The organism is Thiovibrio sp. JS02 (genome assembly GCF_053485635.1).
The window spans coordinates 3,075,007-3,097,731 of sequence record NZ_CM130715.1 but is presented as its reverse complement, the minus strand read 5'-3'; the positions used below and the strand labels follow the sequence as shown (position 1 = coordinate 3,097,731).

General features: G+C 60.7%; 16 protein-coding genes. 1 reads left to right on the top strand and 15 read right to left on the bottom strand.

Annotated features, from left to right (window positions below):
- The 12 genes from ACUUL3_RS14180 to ACUUL3_RS14125 all read right to left on the bottom strand — a co-directional run bounded on the left by ACUUL3_RS14180 (window position 1) and on the right by ACUUL3_RS14125 (window position 16,443).
- Window positions 1-1,497 carry an ATP-binding protein gene (locus ACUUL3_RS14180; RefSeq protein WP_448552404.1) on the bottom strand — a complete coding sequence of 499 codons (1,497 nt, stop codon included), beginning with the start codon at window positions 1,495-1,497 and terminating at the stop codon, window positions 1-3.
- Between the two features lie 15 nt (window positions 1,498-1,512).
- On the bottom strand, window positions 1,513-1,899 hold the full coding sequence (locus ACUUL3_RS14175; RefSeq protein WP_448552402.1) for a response regulator: 387 nt from the start codon (window positions 1,897-1,899) through the stop codon (window positions 1,513-1,515).
- A gap of 42 nt (window positions 1,900-1,941) precedes the next feature.
- Entirely contained in the window at window positions 1,942-4,500 is a 2,559-nt protein-coding gene (locus ACUUL3_RS14170; RefSeq protein WP_448552400.1) for a PEP/pyruvate-binding domain-containing protein, read from the bottom strand.
- Window positions 4,501-4,666: 166 nt separating this feature from the next.
- Window positions 4,667-5,461 (bottom strand): TIGR02186 family protein, encoded by a 795-nt coding sequence (locus tag ACUUL3_RS14165; protein ID WP_448552398.1) that lies wholly within the window; start codon window positions 5,459-5,461, stop codon window positions 4,667-4,669.
- A 1-nt stretch (window position 5,462) separates the two neighbouring features.
- Window positions 5,463-6,398 carry a sulfite exporter TauE/SafE family protein gene (locus tag ACUUL3_RS14160; protein ID WP_448552396.1) on the bottom strand — a complete coding sequence of 312 codons (936 nt, stop codon included), beginning with the start codon at window positions 6,396-6,398 and terminating at the stop codon, window positions 5,463-5,465.
- Between the two features lie 103 nt (window positions 6,399-6,501).
- On the bottom strand, window positions 6,502-6,963 hold the full coding sequence (locus ACUUL3_RS14155) for a hypothetical protein (RefSeq protein ID WP_448552394.1): 462 nt from the start codon (window positions 6,961-6,963) through the stop codon (window positions 6,502-6,504).
- 284 nt (window positions 6,964-7,247) lie between these two features.
- Window positions 7,248-8,618, bottom strand: a complete 1,371-nt coding sequence (locus tag ACUUL3_RS14150) for a sigma-54-dependent transcriptional regulator (RefSeq protein ID WP_448552392.1) — start codon at window positions 8,616-8,618, stop codon at window positions 7,248-7,250.
- Between the two features lie 269 nt (window positions 8,619-8,887).
- Window positions 8,888-10,291, bottom strand: a complete 1,404-nt coding sequence (locus tag ACUUL3_RS14145; protein WP_448552390.1) for a DUF3999 domain-containing protein — start codon at window positions 10,289-10,291, stop codon at window positions 8,888-8,890.
- A complete protein-coding gene (locus ACUUL3_RS14140; RefSeq protein ID WP_448552388.1) occupies window positions 10,288-12,999 on the bottom strand; it encodes a DUF2339 domain-containing protein in 2,712 nt (903 codons plus the stop codon). Before ACUUL3_RS14140 ends, ACUUL3_RS14145 begins: the two co-directional genes overlap by 4 nt.
- 292 nt (window positions 13,000-13,291) lie before the next feature.
- Entirely contained in the window at window positions 13,292-14,641 is a 1,350-nt protein-coding gene (locus ACUUL3_RS14135; RefSeq protein ID WP_448552386.1) for a class II 3-deoxy-7-phosphoheptulonate synthase, read from the bottom strand.
- A 97-nt stretch (window positions 14,642-14,738) separates the two neighbouring features.
- Window positions 14,739-15,314, bottom strand: coding sequence for a type I restriction enzyme HsdR N-terminal domain-containing protein (locus ACUUL3_RS14130; RefSeq protein ID WP_448552384.1), 576 nt, complete (start codon window positions 15,312-15,314; stop codon window positions 14,739-14,741).
- A gap of 235 nt (window positions 15,315-15,549) precedes the next feature.
- A complete protein-coding gene (locus ACUUL3_RS14125; RefSeq protein ID WP_448552382.1) occupies window positions 15,550-16,443 on the bottom strand; it encodes a dihydropteroate synthase in 894 nt (297 codons plus the stop codon).
- A 603-nt stretch (window positions 16,444-17,046) separates the two neighbouring features.
- On the opposite strand from ACUUL3_RS14125, the gene ACUUL3_RS14120 reads away from it, so the two are divergent.
- Complete coding sequence (locus ACUUL3_RS14120) at window positions 17,047-17,910, top strand: PEP-CTERM sorting domain-containing protein (RefSeq protein ID WP_448552380.1); 864 nt, start codon at window positions 17,047-17,049, stop codon at window positions 17,908-17,910.
- Between the two features lie 86 nt (window positions 17,911-17,996).
- Here ACUUL3_RS14120 and ACUUL3_RS14115 read toward each other — a convergent pair whose 3' ends face one another.
- The 3 genes from ACUUL3_RS14115 to ACUUL3_RS14105 form a co-directional block, all read right to left on the bottom strand.
- A complete protein-coding gene (locus ACUUL3_RS14115; RefSeq protein ID WP_448552378.1) occupies window positions 17,997-20,885 on the bottom strand; it encodes a GAF domain-containing protein in 2,889 nt (962 codons plus the stop codon).
- Between the two features lie 10 nt (window positions 20,886-20,895).
- Entirely contained in the window at window positions 20,896-21,420 is a 525-nt protein-coding gene (locus ACUUL3_RS14110) for a methanogen output domain 1-containing protein (RefSeq protein WP_448552376.1), read from the bottom strand.
- Between the two features lie 168 nt (window positions 21,421-21,588).
- Complete coding sequence (locus ACUUL3_RS14105) at window positions 21,589-22,665, bottom strand: PAS domain-containing sensor histidine kinase (protein WP_448552374.1); 1,077 nt, start codon at window positions 22,663-22,665, stop codon at window positions 21,589-21,591.
- Window positions 22,666-22,725 lie beyond the last annotated feature (60 nt).

Genomic DNA, 22,725 nt, shown 5'->3' with positions numbered 1-22,725 from the left:
TTATGCCTCCGCGGCCGCGGCGAGCGGCAGGCTGATCCGGAAGGTGGTGCCCAGGCCTTCCGTGCTTTCCACCCCGATGTCGCCCTGATGGTCCTTGACGATGGCGTAGCTCAAGGAGAGACCCAGGCCGGTGCCCTCGTTTTTCGTGGTAAAGAAGGGATCGAAGATGTGGGCCAGCAGCCGGGCCGGGATGCCGGCGCCATTATCCCTGATGGTGATGACCGCGTCTTTTTCCTCTGCCGCCACCCGCATCGAAAGAAGGCCGCCCGGCTGCATGGCCTGGACGGCGTTGAGCATCATGTTGACCAGCACCTGCTGGAGCTGATGGGGGTTGCCGGTAATCCGCACCGCCTGCTCGGGATGCTGGTAGTCGCAGGTCACGCCGCCCAGCCGGAACTGGTTGCGGACCAGGGTGATGGAGTCGGCCACCAGTTTGACCAGATCGAGGTTTACCGTGACGTTGGTCTTGCGGGAACGGGAAAATTCGAGCAGATGGTGCACCACCTCCCGGGCCCGGTCGGACTGGACCAGGATGTCCCGCACCATGTCCAGCCGCTCGCTGCAGGCCAGGTTGGGCAGATCTTCGAGCAACACCTCGGCGGTGAGCGAGATGTTGTTCAGGGGGTTGTTGATCTCGTGGGCGATGCCGGCGGTGACCTTGCCGATGGCCGCCAGTTTCTCCGACTGGACCAGTTGGTCCTGCTTGTGATTGAGGGCCTGCAGCATGCGGTTCAGCGAGTTGACCAGCTCGATGCCCTCCACCGAGCAGCTGACCGCCCCGGTGATGGGGATGGAGCGCATTTTGCCCTGCTTGATCTGGGCGGCGGCGTCGCGGATCGCTTCCAGGGGGCGCATGATCCAGCCCATCAGATAATAGATGAGGACGCCGCCCACCAGCACGGCCAGGGCGAGGATCAGCGCCGCGGTTTTCTGGTAGTTGGCCACCTCCCGCTCCACCTGGACCCGGGCCTGGGCATCCATGGCGAAAATCCGCCGGGTGATGTCCTGGCCATGCTTGCGCAGGGCGCCCTCGAGCAGCTTCTTGCCGCGCAGGGTGAGATTTTCCGCCATCAGCCGCCGGGAAATGGACTCGTACTTGCCCAGTTCCTCGTCGTAAAAGGATTGCAGCTCAACCTCGCGTTTCGGGAGAAACTGCTTTACGGTGACCACGGAGGCGCGCACCTGATCGATGTAGTCCAGGGCGCTCATCAGATCTTTTTTGTTGCTGTAGAGAAGATAATTCTTCTCGTAGCGCCGCACCTCGAGGACGTTCTGGTTCAGTTCGTAGAAGGACTCGATGATCCGGATCTTGTCCTCGATGCGCCACATGGCGTAGATGGCCGAGACGGTGGCGATGATGCCCAGCACCGAAACCACGGTGAGGGAAACAATGAGCTTGCCCCGGATGGAGCGGGGCAGGGGCAGGCAGGCGCACTCCTGGCTGGCGGGGCGGCCTGTCTGCGCGGCGGGCTGCTGGGGGACGGGGTCAATGCTCATCAGGGGATTCCTTGTTCAGTTGCGACCCTTTTGCTGCTCCAGAGCGCGGAAAATGACCTGCTTGAGTTCATCCAGGCGGAAGGGCTTGGCCAGGAACTCGAAAACGCCCTGTTCCTGGGCGAGTTCCGCCGTCTCCGGGGAGGCGTAGCCGGTGATGATGATCACCTGGGTGCGGGGATTCATGCTCCGTACTCGTCTTAGCACTTCCATGCCGTCCATGCCATCCATTTTCAGATCGGTGACCACGACATCAAAGGGCTTTTCCGCCATGGCGGCCATGGCCGGCGCCGCCTCGGTGTAGGTCTCTATCTCAAAACCGATCTTGCTGAACACCTGCTTGAGGCGTTTGCCGACGATGGCTTCGTCGTCCACCACCAACAGCCGGCAGATTTCCTGGGTCATGTTCTGGTTCTCCTTCCGGGAAAAGATTGTTTCTTCCGCATTCTAATACCCTCCCTCCCTGGCGACAATCCCGTAATCGCCCATGAGGAAGGCCTCGGCGTAGCGCGCCACCGCCTGGTCGTTTGCCATCTGCACATCGAGCTGGCGGGTGAAGCCGACCAGGCGGCCGAGAATATCCAGGGTGCGCTCCATCTCGCTCTGGACCAGATTGCCGGTACGGGCGATGACCAGATCGCCCCGGGTGCGGATGCTGAAGTCAAAGGCTTCCAGGATGGCGGCGATCAGGCTCGCCCTGCGCGAACGTTTGGCGATATCCGTGGCGCCGCCCAGGAAGCGGAAATAGATATGGTTGTCCCGTTCCACTTCATGGCAGAAGGCATCGATGATGTTGAAATGATAGCCGAAACGGAAGCAGAGATTCACGTATGTTTCGCTGATGATGGCGATATTGTGACCGGTGTACTGGCCGGACAGGGTGTCCCGCGGGGTGGAAAGCATGCTGTGCATCATGTCCGTAAAGCTCACCGGCATTCCCACCTGATGCCAGGCCCCGGGGAAGAGCATGCCCTGCAGGATGGCGCGGAAGGGCCTGGAGCGGACGGCGGTAAAGGGGACATTGTCCGGCGGCGCATCCTCGGCGAAACCACCGCCGATGTCGATGGCAAGAATGCCTGCCTGGATGGGCAGATCCAGGCGCTTTGCCAGCTTCTGCCCGCGCAGGCAGCGCTCGTCCCTGCCGATTTCCACCAGATCGAGGACCGCGGTTTCATGGATGAAGCGCAGCACGTCATGGAAGGTCCGGCAGCCTTCGGGCCGGAAATTCTGCATCAGGGGATCCACCAGATTCAGGCGGGAGACCTCGTGCAGGATCCGGCGCAGCATCCGGAATTCCGGCGCCATCTGCACGTTCATGGTGGTGGCGGCCTGGTAGGCGAGAAGCTCAGTGACCCGGCCCCGGTAGAGACAGCGGTCCTCGGCATCCACGGTGATCTCCTCGCCGTCCGCCACCTTGCCGAAGATGCCGGCGACCCCGACCAGGCAGGGAACCTTGAATTCCCGGCAGAGGGTGGACATATGACTCACCGGCGTACCAACCTCGGTAACGATGGCGGCCGCCTTCTGCATGACCTGGACAAACTGCGAGGAGTCGCGCAGGCTCACCAGCACCGCCCCCTCGGGAAAATTTTTGAGGTCGGCCAGGGTTTCCACCCGGAAGACCGGCCCGCTGCCGATGCCCTGCTGGGCGATCCGGCCGGCGTTTTCGGCGATCCGCGCATAGGCGTCGAGTTTTTCCGAAAGCGGCTTTTTCCCCTGCTCCCTTTCCGCCAGGAGCAGAGGCCTTGCCTGCAGGATGTAAAGAACCCCTTTGTCGTCCAGGCTCCACTCGATATCCTGGGGCCGCTTGAAAAAGGTTTCCAGATGGGCGGCGATCCGGGCAAGCTCGAAGAGCTTTTCCTCCGCCAGGCAGGGCTCTCCGGCCCGAGCCGGCGCGCCGGCTGGCTCCTTGACGGCGATGCTGCTCTCGATGAGTTGCGGGCTTTCGCCTTTTCTGATCCGGAAGAGGTCGGTGGGCACCTGGCCTTCCACCACCGCCTGTCCCTGGCCGAAGGCGCCCACCGCCAGCATGGTTTGCCCGCCCGGCGCCAGGGCGTCTTCGGTATAGATGATGCCGCTGGCCTGGGCGTTTATCATGCGCTGGCAGCAGGCGGCAATGGCGAGATGGCCCCCTTCCGGAAAGACCTGCCGCCGGTAGCGGAGCGCCTTGGCCCCGAACAGGCTGGCGGTGACGGCGCGGTAGGCGGCAAAAACCGCGGCCGGGGTCGGGGCAACCTGCAACTCGGAATGGAACTGGCCGGCAAAGGAGAAATCCATATCCTCTTCCTGGGCGCTGCTGCGCACGGCCAGAAAGAGGGGGGCGGGGCTTGTTTGCGCCAGGCGCGCCAGGGCCTCGGCCAAAAGGGCGAGAAAGCCGGGGGGCGCCTGGGCCGCCAGCACCCGTTCTTCCAAAGAGGCGCGGAGCGCTTCCAGTTCGTTTTCCCAGCGGTCGGAGGCCGCTGCCAGCTCTTCGAAACGGCTGAAGTCGGCGCGCAGGGAGTTGGCGTCGATCAAATCATGAAAAAGACGGGTGGTGATGACGAATCCTTCCGGCACCAGAACCTGGGGGTTGCCCATCAACTCGGAAAGGTGGGCGGCCTTGCCCCCGATCAGCGGCCAGTCCCGGCTGTTGATCTCGTCAAGCCAGAGAAGCGGCGGTCCTTCCCGGTCGTCGCGGCGGGCGGCGATGGCCCGTACCCGCGCCTCCAGCCCGGCGAATATTTCAATCAGCGAGGTCCAGCGGCCTTCCGTGAGGGTGTTGAGGGCGGCAATGGAGCGCTGCATGGCCACGATCAGCTCCTCGACGACGGTTTCCACGTAGCGCTGATCAAAGAGGTACTCGCCGGAAAGCTTTTCCCCCATGTCGGCAATGAGTTCCAGGGCCTGGTTGTTGGCCTTGAGCACGGCGCGGAACCGGGAAAAGACCTCCGAGATCGGCCGGCAGGCGGGGGCAGGCCCTTTTTGCCATGGCCAGGCTCGGGTTTTCAGCGAGTTCAGGAGCGACATCGTTTCTCCCCTGTCCCCAGGGACAGGACAAAGGCAAGTTTGCGGAAACTTGCGCGGGCTGCTGCGGTAAGGAAGGAAAAAAACGGACGCACAGGGCGGCGAAATACGCCTGTGCGTCCGGGGATTGCATTGCCGGGATGCGCCAGCCGGCGCGCCAGGGTCTTACTTAATGGCTGCCGCCGTCCTTCTTGAAGACGGCGGCCACGGCAAAGCCGGCCGCCATGGCGATGACAACCGACATGATCCCGTAAAGGGCCGCCTGGTTAAACGCCATGTTCGACAGGGCCGCGGTGATGCCCACCCGCTGTACCTCAAAGGTGGTCGCGGCTTTGTCCACCACCTTGCCGCCGTTGACGGCGAGAATCTCCACGTTGTAGACGCCGGGAGGGGCCTGATAGGGCCAGGCGACCTCGACCTGGAAGGTGTTGCCGTTTTCTCCGTGCTGACGGGTGATGGTCCCCTGCTGGATACTATAAACCATCTCCATTTCCTTGAAACGGATAAATTCGGCAAACCATTTTCCGTCCGCGGGTTCGCCGCCGGCCGCTACGATGCTGGAGGAGGCGGCCAGGGCGTCATAGCCCAGCTGGTACTGGCTGCGCTCGGCATCGGAGAGAATCCTGCCCAGATCGGCGGTGGATGTCACCAGATAAACGCCGGGCACGTTCTTGAAATCAAGGCTTCCCTTCTTCATCCAGACCACGCCGCCGACCTTGGCCTTGTACTTCATGGCGGCGTCGTGCGATTCGTTGGAGATCTTCACCACCAGGTCGTCATTGGCTCCGCTCTGGCCGGTGATGGTCAGTTTGGCGCCGTGGTAGCTCAGGGTGATGGGGATCTCCTTGGGAGCCACCTCGGCGGTCAGCGCCTGGGCGGCGGCGGCCGAAAAGGCGATCATTCCGAGCAAGACGGCGGCTTTGGCCGCCCACAGTTTCATGTTCTTCATCATGGCATTCTTCATATCAGTGACCTCCTGCATAGGCGAGAAGGTGAGAGGGTTCAAGCACCAGTTCCAGGACGATTTTCACCGTCACCGCCAGAACGATGATGGCGAGCAGGATCTTCAACTGGTCGCCATGGAGTTTTTTGCCAAGCGCGGTGCCGATCTGGGCGCCGAAAACCGAGCCGACCAGCAGGAGCAGGGCAAGGAAGAAATCCACGGTATGGTTCTGATAAGCCTGCAGGAAGGTGACCTCGATGCAGGTGAACAGAATCTGGAACAGGCTGGTGCCCACCACCACGTGCATGGGCATGCGCAGCATGTAGATCATGACCGGCACCATGAGAAAGCCGCCGCCAACACCCATGATCGCGGCCAGGACGCCGACAAAGGTGCCCAGGAACAGGGGAACCAGGGCGGAATGGGTAACGCCGGATTTTTCAAAGTAGGTCTGCATGGGCAGGGAAGCGAAGAAGCCGCCTTTTTTCTTTTCCGGCGCGGCTTTGGCCGGAGCGGCATCGCCGGCGGCCGCCTTTTTGCTTTTGCGCAGGGCGTTCAGGCTCTCCACGAACATGAAGGAGCCGACCAGGCCCAGCATGACCACATAGGTGATCTTGATGAGAAAGTCGGCGCCGCCGGTGGCGCGCAGCATCTTGATGACCTGGACGCCTGCCGCGCCGCCGACAAAGCCGCCGATGAGCAGAAAAATGCCCATCTTGACGTCAACATTGCCGAGCCGCCAGTGGGCAAAGGAGCCGGACGCCGAGGCGGCGACGATCTGATTGGCATCGGTGGCCGCGGCAATGGTCGGCGGGATGCCGATCATCATCAGCAGCGGGGTCATGAGAAAGCCTCCACCCACGCCAAAGAGGCCGGACAAAAGCCCGACCGCAAGTCCCAGGCCCACCACCACCAGATAATTCACGCTGGTGAGGGCTATTGGAAGGTACATGTACATTTTTTCCTCCTTTCACACTCTTTTGTTGGGTTTTAAAGTATGGGTAAATTCTTTGCCGGCGCGGTGAAGAATCACGATGCCGGCGGGTTTCACTGTATTCGGGTCATGGGGGCGCCGCTTCGTCCCGGGGTTTAATGATTACCGACCAGAGCGGGGGCAGAAAGCAGTCCCGTCTGCCGGAAAGCCGTCGCCGCAACCGTTTCAGCCAGGCGGTTTTCCGCTTCACCGAGCTTTGGTCTCCGGCGCCCAGGATGAGGCAGAAGATGCGGTATTCGCAGAGAAACCGCAGCAACGGCTCGTCGGCCAGACTCTCCAGCAGGTGGATGTGGACGGTGACCTCTTCCGCATCGCCGAACAGGCCGGCCAGGGCGGCCAGTTGCCCCTTCCAGCCCTGTTTCACCGTTTTCCCCTCCTCCCCGGGATCGGTTTTCTGGCCTTGCTGCCCCTGTTCCAGAAAAACCGCATGCACCACCCCGGTGGTTCGCCGTGCAAGCTCGATGGAATGGAGAGCGGCGGAGAGATCGGCAGAGGAGCCCCTCAGGAGAAGAGCAATCCCTAAATTCATGGTTGCTCCTGTATTCCATGTTCCGATGCCGGTTGTTGCGGCATCATGACCGTTGCCGCGTCCCATAAGCATCGATCGTGCCATGTGGCATATCGTAATGAATTATCGCGGTTCTTGTCGAATCTGACCAGCGACAGCGGGCAGCGGTGCGTTCAGGGTTGAAACAGTATGCGCGTAACCATGTGAAATAAAAGGATTTTTCAGATTGAAACAATGGTTTCAGGTTGAAACAGCGGTGGGGCGGGGAGGAAAGAGGCGGAGTGGTGGGGGGTTTTAGAGGAGAATCATTTTTTATCCGGGATCAGATTCAGCTCCTTGAGGCGTCGCCAGAGGGTGGTGCGGGAGATCCCGAGCTGCTGGGCGGTTTCGGTCTGATTGAAGCCGGTACGGCGGTAGACCTCGTAGATATGTTCCTGCTCAAGGATTTTCAGCTGATTTTTCGCATGGTCGGGCGGGATGGGGCGGCTGTTGCCCAGGAAGAGGTCCGGGGGCAGATCCCTGGCGGTGAGCATCTCATCCCGGGAAAGGGCCACGGCGCGCTCGACGATGTTCTGCAGCTCCCTGACATTGCCCGGAAAGGGATAGGTGACCAGGGCATCGAGAAAGGTATTGGCGATGCCGGGCACTTTTTTGCCGAACTGGGTGGCGATGAGGCTGACGAAATGCTCCACCAGCAGCGGGATATCCTCCTGCCGCTTGCGCAGGGGAGGAAGCTCGATCATCACCACCTTGAGCCGGTAAAAGAGATCCTGACGGAAGCTGCCCGCCGCCACCATCTTCTCGATATCCCGGTTGGTGGCGGCGATGATCCGCACCTCAATGGCAACGGGGCTGACGCCGCCCACCCGGAGCAGGGTCCGCTCCTGGATAACGCGCAGGAGCTTGATCTGCATGGGCAGCGGCATCTCGCCCACCTCGTCGAGGAAGACCGTGCCGCCGTTGGCGGTTTCCAGGAGGCCCAGCTTGGTGGATACCGCTCCGGTAAAGGCGCCTTTTTCATGGCCGAACAGCTCGTTGGCGATCAGCTCTTCGCTGAAGGCCCCGCAGTTGAAGGGGATAAAGGGGTGCCCGGCCCGGTTGCTGTAAGCATGGAGCGCCCTGGCCACCAGTTCCTTGCCGGTGCCGGATTCGCCCTGGATGAGGATGTTGCAGCTCAAGGGGGCAACCTGCCGGATGGTTTTGAATATTTCCCGCATTGCCTGGGAGCGGCCGATGATTTCCCCGAAACGGTCAGGGTTTTCCTCGTGCCGGCTCGCGGCCTTCTTGGTAAAACTGGCGCTGTGCAGGGCGTCGCGGATGTTCTGGCGCAGGTCTTCCAGGCGGAAGGGCTTGGCCAGATAGTTGAAGGCCCCGTTCTTGATGGCCTGCACAGCCTGATCGATGGATGCGTAGCCGGTCATGAGAATGACCATGGTCCGGGGGGAAAGGGCCTGGACCTGCTGGAGCACTTCCACCCCGTCGGCATCGCCGAGGCGGATATCGGTGATCAACAGATCCGGCGGCCGTTCGCTGAGCCGGGCAATGGCCTCGGCGGCGGTGACAAAGCCTTCCAGTTCATAGCCGTCCTTGGCCAGGGCCTGGACAAGGCGCCGCACCGTGATGATCTCGTCATCCAGGATATAGATAAGGGCTTTGGGGGCGACCGCATCCGCCATTGTCAGACAACTCCAGGAGCACCGGCTGCGAAGCAGGGAAAAATACCGATTTGCTTTCGACCGGCAACAGGCGAAAGGTATTTCATCAAAAAATTATGTTGCGCACACTAGCACGACCCCTGTCCCCTTGCAAACGGAAATTTCGGCAATGGTCGGCAGGCGCATGTCGCAACGGGTAGAGGGGGAATTTTTTTGTTCGCGCTGCCGCAGTTTTTCTCCTTTCGGCCTATTCTCTGCGTTCCCGCTCTTTTTTCAGGCAAAGAGCGCCATTATTGATCCGCGGCTTTGCCGCCGCGCAGCTGCCGGTAGAGTTTTCGGCTCAGCCAACCGATCAGGAGCACGCCGGCGCCCAGGGTGGCCCAGAGGATGTATTTGCGCCAGGGCAGGGAGCCGAGGCCGGGCCGGAGATTTTTTTCATTGATTGAAAATTGGGGGCCGGGGGTGATTATTTTTGGGTTTATTGTCCGGCTGTTATCGTCTTTAAGCTTGTCCAGCAGGCCGCCCATCCGAAGCGGGTCGGGCTCGACCGCTTTACTGCCGTAAGCCAGCATGAATGGCCCTTCTCCCTGCGCCACGAAGAGCAGGCGCTGGGGCTGCCAGCCAAACTCCAGGACCGGCGGTCGACTTAAGGAGGATTCCGCCTGGTCGATGGTGAGCATCCAGTAGCGGTGCCTGCCTACTCCCACGGCCATGGCCGGCGCGGCCACGTTTTCACCATCAACGGTGAGGTTGTAGACCAGGCCGCGCCAGTGCATCTTCTCGGCCTTGTCCGGCGTCGGTCCGGAAGAAAGGGAGACGCTGGCCACGGCATTGGCGTCCTGCAGCCTGATTTTCACCCGTTCCACCGGCAGAGGCCCTTGCAGATCGACGAGATAGTGAAAGGGTTTCTGCCCGGCCGGGCTGGCGGTGGCGGTATGCCAGTTGCGCTGCGGATCGCCTGCCGCGGCGGCGACCTGGCTCTGGGCGCTGATGCCGGCAATGGCCAGGGGAGGCTGGTCCTGGGCCCAGGTCAACCGGTAGTACTTGGCGATGGTCGGCGCAAAATCGATGGTGTTGCGGACAAGCCGCCTGCCCAGGTGGTTGAGCTGCGCCACCGGCACGGTGGCGACGGATTCCCAGTGCGCAAGGTCATTACTTTTTTCCAGCACGGTTTTCGTAAAGAAATCAGAAGCGCTGTCCGGCCAGGAAAGGATCAGGGAATCGATGCCCTGTTTCCGAGCACTCGCATCGACAAGGTAACCCGTTACCGTATGCGTTTTCTCCGGCCCGGCGGGCGCCGTCAGCTTCAGATCCATGATGGCTCCGGCGCTGTCACGCCTAAGGGAGAGGCCAAGGTCGGCCCCGGCCTGGGAAGCGCCACCGCTGAGGGGGAAAAAAGGAAGGGGCCTGCTGCTTGCCGCGGGTCGCGCGGTTTTGCTCTGGGGCTGGCGCAAGGCATGGGGCACAATCTGGCCCGCCTTGTTGAAGATCCGCAGATCGCCGAGGTCGCCACGGGTCACCCCCTGATAGACGGCAAGGGGCAGGGCGATCTCGTAAAGGGCATGATCCGGTTCGGCCGCGAGTTCCATGCCGTAGGCGAACATCTCCGGGGAGGGCGATGCCGCGTAAGCTTTTGCCTGGACAAGACTAAAGAGGATAAGGAGCGCGACAAGGTGGCAGGCTGTTTTTTTCATGGTTTTTCCGTTTCTGTCTGAATGCGTTGTGGCAGTGGGGCCAGGTAGCCGATGACAAGGCAGATCACTCCCACCCCGATAAAGGAAACAATCCTTTCCACCGTGCCGGTGCTGGCAAGATCGACGGTGAAAAGCTTGGCAATGACAATGGCGATGAGGCCGGAGCCTGTCAGCCAGATGACTCGTCTGCCCTGGCGTTGGGCCAGGTACATGACCAGGAAGGCGGAAAGGGTCCAGAAAATGGAGAGCGAGGCCTGGGCGAGATCGGAATGAAGCATGCTGTAAAAATTGAAAGGGACGCCGCCCCAGTAATGCAGGGTGCGGATCAGCGCCGCATTGAGCCAGGAAAAGAGGGCGACGGCTGCGAGGCCGAACAGGCAGGGGCCGGTGAGGCCTGCGGGAGCCAGGGCAAGCTGCCTTCGTACCGTCAACGCCCAGAAGGCCAAGGCGATGATGACAAAAAGCTGGCTGAGGTCCAGGGGGTTCAAAAGAGGGATATAGGTGAGGGGCCAGGGATCGCCCTTGCTGAAGAGAGGGACGGCAAGGGTCCAGAGCCAGAGGTAGAGGGCGACAGGGGCCAGGCCGCGGGCAAGATAGGTGACGGGAAAGCAGGCCACGGGCCAGGGGATTGCCCTCGGAAATCGGCTCAGCAGCAGAACCACCAGCGCGGGAAGCAGGGCGGTGGCGATCAGGGGCCAGGTACCGGAGCCGTCCACCCAGAAATCGACCCACCAGCGGAGTTCCCAGGAAAGCAGGGCCACCAGCAGGAGAAGTGAACCGATGTGCAAGCCCCTGTCGAGCTCGGAGAGCGTTTCTTCCTCCCGGCCGCTGAGGCGGTACAGCAGGAAATACTGAAGAAAAAAGGCCAGCGGCCAGGCGAGAAAACCGCCGGCTTGGCCAGGGTGGCGTACTTCGGCCACGGAGGCGATTCCGGCCAAGAGGAGGATCCCCAGCAGCCCCCTGCTGGCCTGACGAGGGGCTGGCCAGCCGAGGCGATGTCCGCTGAGAAAGAAGAGCGGCGCCGATGCGCTGAGAAAGGCGAGGCCGGTGGCAAGCTTATGGGGGTGATCCACAAAAAAGTCGATTTCATGGAGACCGGCGCCGCCCCACCAGAGCAGACCCCAGGTAAAGGCGACCAGGCTTTCCGTTGCCGCGCCGGTGATCTTTTCCCGTTGGAGAAAGAGAAAGTAACCGCTCAGCAGACCGGCAAGGGAAACGGCCAGACAGCCCAGGAAAAAGCCGTTTATCAGGGGAAGACTTTCCGGCTCCATGTGCAGGTCGGCAAGAATGGCAAGGCCGGCCAGCGGTTGCAGTGCCAGGCCGAAGAAGCGGGCGGGGCGGCGATTTTGGCGCAGGCCGATCCAGACCATGGCCGCGCCTTCCAGTGCCCATGCCGCTGCCGTCCACCGTCCGTCAAGGGCAAGGGGAATCGCGATGGTGCCGAAAACCAGAGCGAGCCCGAGGAAGGCTTCCACCATGGTGCGCATGGCCTGGTTGCCTTTTGCAAAAATCAGCCGGGCAAGGCTCGCATACAGGAGACCCATGGCCAGGGCTGACCAGGCAAGCCCGTATTCATAAGGTTTCACCATGGCTGTCTGGAGGGCGAAGCAGATGATCGGGGTGCCGAAGACTAGGGAGCTGTCGACAAATCCTTTGCCGGCCAGGGGGAGATTCTTGGCGAAGAGGACCGAGATGGCGATATAGAAGAGAAAAAAGAGGATCAGGAAGGGTTCGGTGCTGGCGAACATTTCGGGCGCATAGAATTTTGTACCCCAGAGGGTACCGATGACAAAGGTGAAGACAAAGCCGATCAGGTTCAGTTCCCGCCAGGACTTGTGCCAGGCTGTATAGAGAATACCTGCATTCAGGAGGGCGTAATAGCTGAAGAGCATCACCTGGCTGCCGGCGCCCGTGGAGGCGAGGACCGGGGCGAGAAAGCCGCCGGAAACACCGATGACCGCAAGGGCGCGGGCATCCTGGGCCATGGCCAGGGTTGCGGAGAAGAGCGACATGCCCACCAGGAGAGGCAGGGCAAGCCAGGGCGGCAACAGATCGTACAGGCGCATTGCCGCGAAGATGGTCAGGTAGAGAACGCCGATGCCGCCACCCTGCAGGATGAGGGCATAGGACTGTCTGTTCCGCCGCAGGCGCCAGCCGACCAGGAGCAGGGTCATGGCGGCCAGGCAGACCGAAAGCAGGCGGAACTCGATGGGAACGAGATTGCGTTCCGCCGTGTATTTTAAGAGGAAGGCCACCCCGAAAAAGAGAACCACGATTCCGACCCGGACCACCACGTTGCCGCCGGTGAAGTAGGAAATAATGATCTGCCGGAGGTCGATGGGATTGCCGTCGTCAGGGGGGGGCGCGGTTTCGGGTTTGGCCGGCCCTGCTTCGGCGGCGGGTTTAAAGGGAAGGGGTGCTTGCCGGCTGCGGGCGATCTTTTCCCGATCCGGCGGCAATTCACCGGGTTGAGGGGCAAAAGATTCCGAATGCCTATCCGGCCTGGCCGCGGGTTCGGGCGCGGTCGCCCGCGCGCCCTCCTGCGCCAGGAGGCGCTCCAGGCGGCTGATTGTATTTTGCAGACGAATAAGCCGGACCAGCAGGAAGGCCATGAGGCCGCCGACGATAAAGCCGACCGGCGTCTGGTCGTGGCTGGAAAAAAGAACTCCCCCCGCGATAACGCCGCAAATTATGGCAAACAGAGCCATTTCCCCCCCCCGATCTGTTTCGTGTCTCCGTAATTGCGCTATTTCCTTTGTCTTTTCCCGTCTACAATAAACTGACAGGCCGTTTGTTCGCAAGGAGAAGCGGGGAAAAAGATTTTTACCGCGAAGCGTCTGGTGCTTGTCCGGCCGGAACTGAGGCAGCTGCGGGAGGGACGCTGACTCTATCGGGCTGGAGCTGTCCGGTGCGGAAGGGAGCAGAAGGCAAAAAAAGCCCGGGGCTTGGCGCCGGCGGGCTTTTTTGCTTGCTTGGCAATGACTGCTGGGCGCGGGCGGGTTATTTCTCCCGGATCAGCTCGGCGATCTGGAAGGCCAGTTCCAGGCTCTGCTCCGCGTTGAGACGGGGGTCGCACTGGGTCTGGTAATTTTCCGCCAGATGCCGGTCGAGGATCTGGCGGCCGCCGCCGGTGCATTCGGTGACGTTGTCCCCGGTCATTTCAAAATGGACGCCGCCGGGCACCGTGCCCTCGGCCCAGTGGATTTCGAAAAACGAACGGATCTCGTTGAGGATTTCGTCAAAATTCCTGGTCTTGTGGCCGCTTTCCGCCGTGTAAGTGTTGCCGTGCATGGGGTCACAGCTCCAGACCAGCCTGAAACCCTCTTTCTTCATTTCCCTGACCAGATTGGGCAGAGAGTCGCCGATCTTTTTGGCGCCGAAGCGGGTGATCAGGGTCAGCCGGCCTGCTTCGTTTTCCGGGTTTAAGGTCCGGACCAGGGCCTTCACATTGTCGATGTCGTGGTTGGGACCGATCTTGACGCCGATGGGGTTGAGCACCCCGCGGAAGAACTCCACATGGGCGCCGTCGAGCTGGCGGGTGCGTTCGCCGATCCAAAGCATGTGCGCCGAGCAGTCGTACCAGTCGCCGGTGGTCGAATCCTGGCGGGTCAGGGCCTGTTCGTAGCCCAACAGCAGGGCCTCGTGCGAGGTGAAAAAGGTCGCCTGGTTGAGCTGGGGGATATTTTCCGGGTCAAGGCCCACCACCCGCATGAAGTTGATGGCCTGATCGATCTGGCGGGCCAGTTTTTCGTACATCTGCCCCTGGGGCGAGCGTTTGACAAAGTCGTTGTTCCAGGAATGGACCCGGTTCAGGGCCGCGTACCCTCCACGGGTGAAGGCGCGGAGGATATTCATGGTGGCGCAGGCCAGATGGTAGCCCTTGACCATGCGCTGCGGGTCGGGTCGCCTCGCCTCCGGGGTGGGCTCGATCCCGTTGACCATGTCGCCGCGGTAGCTGGACAGTTCGACGCCGTTCACCACCTCGGTGTCGGCGGAGCGGGGCTTGGCATACTGGCCGGCCATGCGGCCCACCTTGACCACGGGTTTGCCGCCGGCATAGGCCAGGATCACCGTCATCTGCAGGATGACCTTCAGAAGCTCCCGGATGGCCGGGGCGCTGCACATGGAAAAGGCCTCGGCGCAGTCGCCGCCCTGCAGCAGGAAGGCGTTGCCCTCGGCGGCCATGGCCAGCTGTTTTTTCAAGGTGCGGATTTCCCCGGCAAAAACCAGGGGCGGCAGCTGGGAGATGGTCCGCACCGCTTCCTCGTAAGCCGCTTTGTCCGGCCAGTTCGGTTGCTGGAGGGCCGTGAAATTCTGCCAGCTTGTTTTGCTCCAGGGGGGCTGTGCCATGTTTATGTCTCCGTTATTTATTGAAAAATGTCAACGCAGAGGCGCAATGAAATATGAGAATACGTATTGTCCGGCAAGGGCGTTCTCCAAGTGCGCATCAGCCCTCTTTGGCATTGGGCAGGGCGCAGGGGCCGCCGGCGCAGCAGACCTCAATGTCAAAGGCATTCAGGATGCGCAATTCCGGTTCGCGTCGTGCCGTCGGTACCGGAGTAAAATCAAGACCCGGCAGCATGGCCGTCAGCGTCTCCTTGCCGGGAATCGCCGCCAGGCCCTGGGCAAGGACCTTGCCGCTCCTGGCGTCGAGCAGTTCGGCATCCTCGCCGTTGCTCACCACCGCCAGGGGGATGAGCTGCGATTCTTCAAGCACCCGGGCCGCCGCGATGGCCGGCCGTTCCCTGGTCACCAGGGAGCCGGGCCCGTAGCGGACCACCATGACCTTTTTCCCGGCGAGCGAGACGACGATATCGATTTTGGAAACCACAAACTGACCGGCGAACAGGGTTTCAATGGTGCGCCGCATGACAAGATCGCTTTTGGCAAACCCTTTTTCGAGAACGAGCAGACGGGCCAGCTTCTGCCGGTAGCGTTCGTCGTCGGTGTCCACCACCGGTTCTCCGGTGACAAAGTCGGCGAGGCTGCCGTAGATCATGTGGTGGGAAGGGATGTCTGCCATGGCGTGTCTCCAAACCGTTGCAATCAAGGCTTTTACCGCCGCCGGCACAAGGGGAGGGAAACGCCGCCCCCCCGCGCCTGCGTTACCATGTTACGGTAATCGATCCGCTGCCGCGGAGCCATGTTTTCCTCGCTTCCACGCGGAGAGCGTAAACAAAAAAAGAGGAGACCGCGGCCTCCTCTTTGCAAAAGGCCGCCTGAGCATCCAGGCGGCCGATATGTCCGTGAGCCGCCTTTTACAGCGTAAGCCAGGACTCGGAAAACACGGTCTGGCCGGAAAGCGCCTTATAGGTCTTGTAGTGCTCCAGGGCCACCCCGGAGAGGCTTGCGGGATCCGGATCGTTGCCGTCCATCATGGCGTGGACCATGTCCACGTGCGCCTGCCGCTCGCCCTTGCAGATGGCCATCAGCTCGGCATCGTAGGCATTGACGATGGCGGTGGTGATGCCGTACTTCATGAGCATGATCAGGTAGGTGCGGTCAAGATACTTGCGCAGGTGCTCGGCCACGCCGTTGCTCACGTTGGAAAGACCCACGGTGGAGCCGGCGCCCGGGGCGATTTCCTGCAGCATGCTCAAAAATTCCAGGCCGGAAGCGATCTGGTCGGCGCCCAGGGTGATGGGGGTGGCGATGGGGTCGAAGATCATCTTCTCGTTGGGGATGCCGGCCTCGGCCAGGGCCATCATCAGGTCAACGGCCATGGCGGCGCGCTCGTTGGAGTCGCGGGGCATGCCGTCCGGACCCCAGAGCAGGGCGATGACGTTGCAGCCGGCCTCGGCGGCAACCGGGATCAGCTTCTGCATGCGCTCCGGTTGGGCGGAGATGGAATTCATGATCGCGGCTTCCTTGTTCTTCACCACCGCGAAACCGGCGGCCATGGCGTCGGTATTGGTGGTGTCGAGGCAGAGGGGCACGTTGCTCACCGCTTCCACGGTCTGCACAACCCAGGGCATCAGCTCGATGCCGTCCTTACGGGCCGGGCCAATGTTGAGATCAAGATAGGACGCGCCGGCCGCCGATTCTTCCTTGGCCATCTCCTGAACAGGGCCGGGGTTTCTCTCCTTCATGGCGGTGCCGCTTCTTTTCCCCATGATGTTGATGCTCTCCGCAATGGCTAATACCTTGGACATTGGTTTCTCCTTTCTTTGGTTTCCATATCTTTTTTTCAGTTTTCCGGTGGAAAACCGTGATGTTCCCGGGGGCGTTCTCAACGTGGAAGTTGGGAAAATAGCGTTAAAAAGAGAGGTTGTCAACACTCAACCGCTCGCGGCGGCGCAAAAAAAGTCGAATACGCAAGCAAATAGGTGAATTTACCTAGGCGGCTCCCGGGCAGGTCACGGAAGCGTTTTTCCTGTTTTCCGTAAAAACGGAGCGAAACAGCAGGGGCGCGCAAGGCGCGTTTGCCGCACAAAACAAGGAATAACAACAGGTTGTTTTCCTTTTATTCGCTAGGCATGAAATTTGCTCATCTATACCCACTGAAGACGATTTGGGCGCATGCTTTTTGTAACATACTGATAATACTTGAAAAGTATGATCCGGCAGCGGTGAGCAGTATTGTTTTTCGGAAATGCCGCGGAAAGGTGTTCCTAAAAAATGAGAAAAGGGAGGAAAGCCCATGTCGCAATCATGCCGATGGAAAAAATATGAATTTTTGTGAGGTAGCGCGGAAGAGAGAGGGCGTCTGCAATCATTTTTCGAATAAACACAAGTCAGGAGGGAGGTTTCTTATTATGAAAAAAATCACGGGATTCTTTGTTTCGTTATTTCTGGTGCTGGCCGGCGCATCCCAGGCCGGCGCCATAGAGGTGTTGTGGTACGGCGGCAGCTCATCCTATAACACCTCCATGGCCGGGCTGTCCGGCGTCGCCGCCACCTATGACCCTTGGGGCGACGGCAATCTGAGCTGGAACATGAGCTTCTGGAACGCGGGCGATGCCACCCCGGATTTCAGCCAGTACGACGTGTTCGTCATCGGTTCTCCGGATTATGGCTTTAGTACCGGCATGGATCCCGCTCGCCTCCTGGCCAGCAAGGATGCCATCAGCTCCGCCCGCGGGTCCCGCACCTTCCTGAGCGGCCAGGATGCCGACTGGCATGCCCAATACAGCGAGCCCGGCGCGGTGGGCTTCGTCATCGACGCCATCAACTGGGCGGCCAGCGGCACCGGACTCGGCATTGTCTCCATGACCGACGGCTGGTCAGGCTCGGGGAGCATGTGGTGGCTGGATGACGATTCCTTCCTGAAGGCTGAGCTTGACGGCTATGTCTCGTATTTCCAGGAAGAGAGCGTGGTCATTCCCAGCGGCATGGAGACCTTTCCGGTCAACGAGGGGCTGACCACCGCCTCTCTGTCCAACTGGGGCACCTCCGCCCATGCCGGCTTCGACAAGACCATGCCCGGCTACACCTCCATCAACGACGCCGGCAGCCATCCCGGTTGGGCGGTGACCATCGTCACCGCCGGCTATGAGGGCGGCGACACCTCCGGCGGCGACGATGACAACAACGAAGTTCCCGAACCGGCCACCATGGTTTTGTTCGGCACCGGTCTTGCCAGCCTTGCCGCGGCGCGGCGGAGAAGAAAAGCGAGCTGAACCTGTTCGTGAAGAAAGCCAATAAAAGCCCGACGGAGCCTGCTCCGCCGGGCTTTTATTTTTGGGGGGGGAAGCCGGAGGCTGGGCTATTTCGCGGTGAGCGCCTCCCTGATGGCGGTGGCGAGATCCCGGGTGGACACCGGTTTCATGAGGTACTTGCAGATCCCGTACCCAACGGCGGAGTCGTCGTTGATCAGTTCGCTGTAGCCGGTGCAGAGGATGACCGGCAACCCGGGGCGCAGGGCGTGGATTTCCCGGGTCAGGTCTATGCCGCTCATCTTCGGCATGGTCATGTCGGTGATGACGATGTCGAAATCTTCCGCGCGGGTCCGGATCGCTTTCACCGCTTCTTCGCAGTTGGTGAAGCCGGTTACCCGGTACCCCAGCCCTTCGAGGATCAGGGTATTCATGTTGACAATGGCCTGTTCATCATCCACCACCAGGATTCTTTCCCCGTTTCCTTTCGGCAGGGCGGTTTTCAGGATGTTTTCGCTGAAGAGCGGTTTTTCCTTGCCGGCGGGGAAAAGGATGTTGAAGGTCGTTCCCTTGCCCGGTTCACTGTACAGGGAAATACGACCGCCGTACGAGGACACTATGCCATGCACCACGGCCAGTCCCAGGCCGGTTCCTTCTCCTTTGGGTTTGGTGGTGAAATAGGGTTCAAATGCCTTTTCCCTGGTAGCCTGGTCCATGCCGCAGCCGGTGTCGCTGATTACCAGTTTGACATACGGCCCGGGGGCAAGACCCAGCATCGTGGTTTTGGCGTCAGTCTCCTCGATGGTGAACCGCTGCAGGGAAACGGCCAGGGTGCCGGTCTGGGAGTTTTTCATGGCATGGAAGGCATTGGTGCAGAGGTTCATGATGATCTGGTGGATCTCGGTGGGGTCGCCCATGACGGCCCCGCAATCGGCGGCAATGTTCTGCCGGATCTCGATGGAACTGGGAAGAGAGGCGCGGAGGAGTTTGAGATCCTCCTTGACGAGGTGTTCCATGTGCAGCGGCTTGCGTTCATGTCCGCTTTGCCGGCTGAAGGCAAGAATCTGCCTGACCAGATCCTTGGCCCGCGTGCTTGCCCGCAGGACTTCGTCAAGATCGGGGGCAACGGCGCTGGCCGGGCCGAGTTTATGGAGCGCCAGTTCCGTGTAGCCGATGATGGGGGAAAGAATGTTGTTGAAATCGTGGGCGATGCCGCCGGCCAGGGTTCCCACCGCCTCCATCTTCTGGGACTGGCGGAGCTGGTCCTGGAGCATGGTCTGCGCGGTGATGTCCTTGGCGATGTGGACGAAGCCGCGGATCGCTCCCTCCTCGTTGAAGAGCGGCGCCGAGGAGACCGCAAAGGTTTTCTTGAGGGAGGGATGGTGGAGTTCGCCGCTGTGCGGCTTGCCGTCCGCCTGGGCCAGGAGTTCCGGGCAGCCGGCGCACGGCTCGGGAGAACCCCGGAAGATTTCATGGCACCTTTGCCCGACCAGGGTCGAGGATTCAACCCCGAAGAGCTTGCCGGCGGCCCGGTTGGCTCTGAGCACGGTCATTGTGGTGTCGTGGATGGTGACCACTTCGTCGATGGCGTTAAAGGTCTGCTCCCATTCCTCCTTGGCCTTGCGGATCAGCAGTTCGCTCTGCTTCTGCCGCAGAATGTTCCACATGCTGTTCATATAGAGGGAAAGCTGGCGGACATCCGATTCGTCGTAAGGGTTCTCCTTGTTCCCGACCCCGCAGATGGCGACGATGGCATCGCCGGCCATGACCGGCACACTCAGGTGACGACGCACCGGGAAATGACCCTCCGGATACCCCTTGCGGCCTGGCTGGCTGGGGTAGTCGTTGTGGATGACGGGGCGACGCTCGCGGGCGCAGTCGGCCCAGATGCCGGCCCGGCTCAAGGGATAATGGGTATTCTTGGCGGCCGAGCATTCATCATGCACCTTTTGTGACCAGGAAAAAAGCTCGATGGTCTCCTGGTCCGGATTCATGAAATGCAGGTAGCCCACCGTGCTTGCGGTCAGGCGCACGGCCTCCTCCAGGGCATACTCGGCCAGTTCCTCCCTGGATGCCCACTGGAGCTGGGTGAGGTTGAAGAGGGCCTCGGTGCGCGCCTCGTCCAGGAGGAGTTTTTCCTCGTTCAGCTTCCGTTCCGTAATGTCCGTGGCGATCTCCAGGCGAACGATGCGGTCATCGACCCAGCGGATGGCGCGGTCGACGATGTGGAACCAGCGGTTGGTCCGGGTGTTCCGGAGTTCCCAGACATGGGGCGAAGCCGGGCTGCCGTCGCTTTTCAGCAGCAGCTTGTTGGTGCAGAATGGGCAGGGGCCGGTCTGGCCGGCCTGGATCGTCCGCCAGCAGGTGGCGCCGGTGATCTCCCCCAGCAGGTCGCGGCTGTATCTGTTGATGAACAGCACTTCGTAGGTCTGCATGTCGGCCACGTAAACAAGGGCTTCAATGCTGTCCAGGATGGTGGTGAGTCTGGCGTGCGAGGTTTTCAGCGCCCCTTCAGCGGTTATGCGTTCCCGGATTTCTTCTTCGAGTTGCCGGGATTTGCTCAGCAGCGTGTGGCGTGAGGTACGCAGTTCCTCAAGGGTGCGGTTCAAGGCGATGAATCTGTCGCCGGGTTGTTCCTGGATTACGGCCTGGAGGACGAGATGGCTGTTCCGCAGGGCAAAGGGCAGGTGCAGACGAAAGCCGCGGCAGGGGGTTTTCCGCTGCATGGCCGAGGGGGTATGCCAGATCAGCGAACCCGGGGTCGGACTGTTCGTTCTGGCGCACTTTTTCAGGTAATCGGCTATTGTTTCCCGGGGGGGTGCGGCAAGGTCGGCGATATTTTTGCCGATGAGAGAATCTTCCGGCTGGCCGAGGAAGCGCATGGCCGCACCATTGGCGCCTTGCACCTTGCCGGAATGGTCCAGGAGAAAGCAGGCATCCTTCTGCGCTTCTGTAAAGGCGTGGAAACAGTCGAGGATGGCGGAGGTGTCGGCCGGCACAGGTCTTCCTTCAGGTCCGAAAATATTCGCGGCCTTGCGTCATGCCCGCTTCCTGGCTCGGCTTGAGGTAGACCGTCACCTTGCAGCGCGGATCGCGGCCGGCAATGGTCTCTTCAAGGGCAACCCTGGCATAGCCGAGATTTTCCGCGCTTATTACCCCGAAAACACTGGAGGTCATCATGCACATGGAGGGCCGGTCGATGACCTTGTCCGCAAAAGGACAGCTGTTGCTGCCCAGAACGATTTTTTCCGCATCCTGGGAAACAAGAAAGAAATCTCCTTGAATCCGTTGTTTGAGATCGACCAGGACCATGGCTACCTGCGCCGGGGAGAGTTGCTGTACGGCAAGTGTTTTGCGGTAAATATCATTGAGCCAGCGGCCGATGTTCTGACCCACCAGGCCGATGTAGCCCGCGGCTTCCTCATGGCCGACAACGTCTTCCAGGGTGCCGGCCAGTTCACGGATGAGGGTGCGCAGAAACAGATCGCGCTCAAGGGGGATATCGAGGTGCTGCAGGGAGGGGGAGGAAGACATGGCGGCCTCTTGGTCGGTATTGTGGAAGCACAGGACCGATGGCAGTCTCCCTAAACCGTCGGTAGGTATTTACACCTATAAATACCATGACGACACATGGGGGGCAAGATGATTTTCCTCTCCACAGGGCCGGGAATCCGCCGCAAGAGATGAACGGCAACGGCCTCTTTATTCCTGGCGCGGGCCCGCGCTCGGCAGGGTTGCGTAAAAGACGGCTCCCTGGCCGGGACTGCTGTCAACCCTGATTTTGCCGTCATGGCAGGCCAGGATGCTCCTGGTTATGGCCAGACCGAGTCCCGAGCCCTTTGAATCGTGATTGCCGCGCTGGAACGGTTCAAAGATACTGGCAAGATGTTCGCCGGCAATTCCCGGCCCGTCGTCGGCAACCCGGAGGGTCACGTGGCCTTCCCCCTCATGATGGAGGGAGACGTGGATGTTGCCCCCCATCCCGCTGTACTGGATGGCGTTGCCGATCAGGTTTGCCACCACGCGCTCCATCATGAGTCTGTCCGCATATACCGGAAATGGCCCTTCCTGGCCGGGATCGAAGATGCAGCGGATCTTCTTTTTTCGGATCTCGATTTCCAGCGACCTGATGACCGTGCGGGCCAGCTCGGCCAGATCAAGATGCACGGGGTTGGGAGTGCATTCCTTTTGCTCCAGGCGGGAATAATCGAGAAAGCCGGAGATGAGCCCTTCCAGGTTTTTGAGATTATTCTGTATGATTTCCAGGTATTGCCGTTGTTTATCGGGAACCGACCCGGCCTTTCCCAGCAATATTCTTTCGATGAACCCGGCCGCCGAGACGATGGGGCTTTTCATGTCATGGGCAAACATGGAAAGCATGTTTGCCCGCTCCCGTTGCAGCTTTTTCAGAGCGGTAATATCGCGGAAGAACGCGACCCCGCCATGAAAAACGCCCTTTTCGTCGAGAAGCGGAAAGGTGGTCACCGAGATATCCACTTCGCGATCATCCTTTCCGACAATTTTTGCCTCGCTGTTCACCGCGCCCTGCCGTTTGGCAAAGGCATGCTCGAGCAGCGGACAGGTATGCGCATCCGGACTGTTGTGCAGCAAGCCGTGATGCGGTTTGCCGAGAACATCCGCCTGGCTGTAACCGGTTATTTTTTCAGCGGCGGCATTGAACTCGACAACAAGGCCCTGCCGGTTGACGGCAAGATAGCCGACCGGCAGATTCTGTTTGATGATCTGAAAAATCTTGGCCTGATCCATGGAGTCCGGCATGGCGATTCACCTGTCTGTTTTCTGAAATTCCGTCCTTCGCGCAGAGCCAGAAGAGGTTTG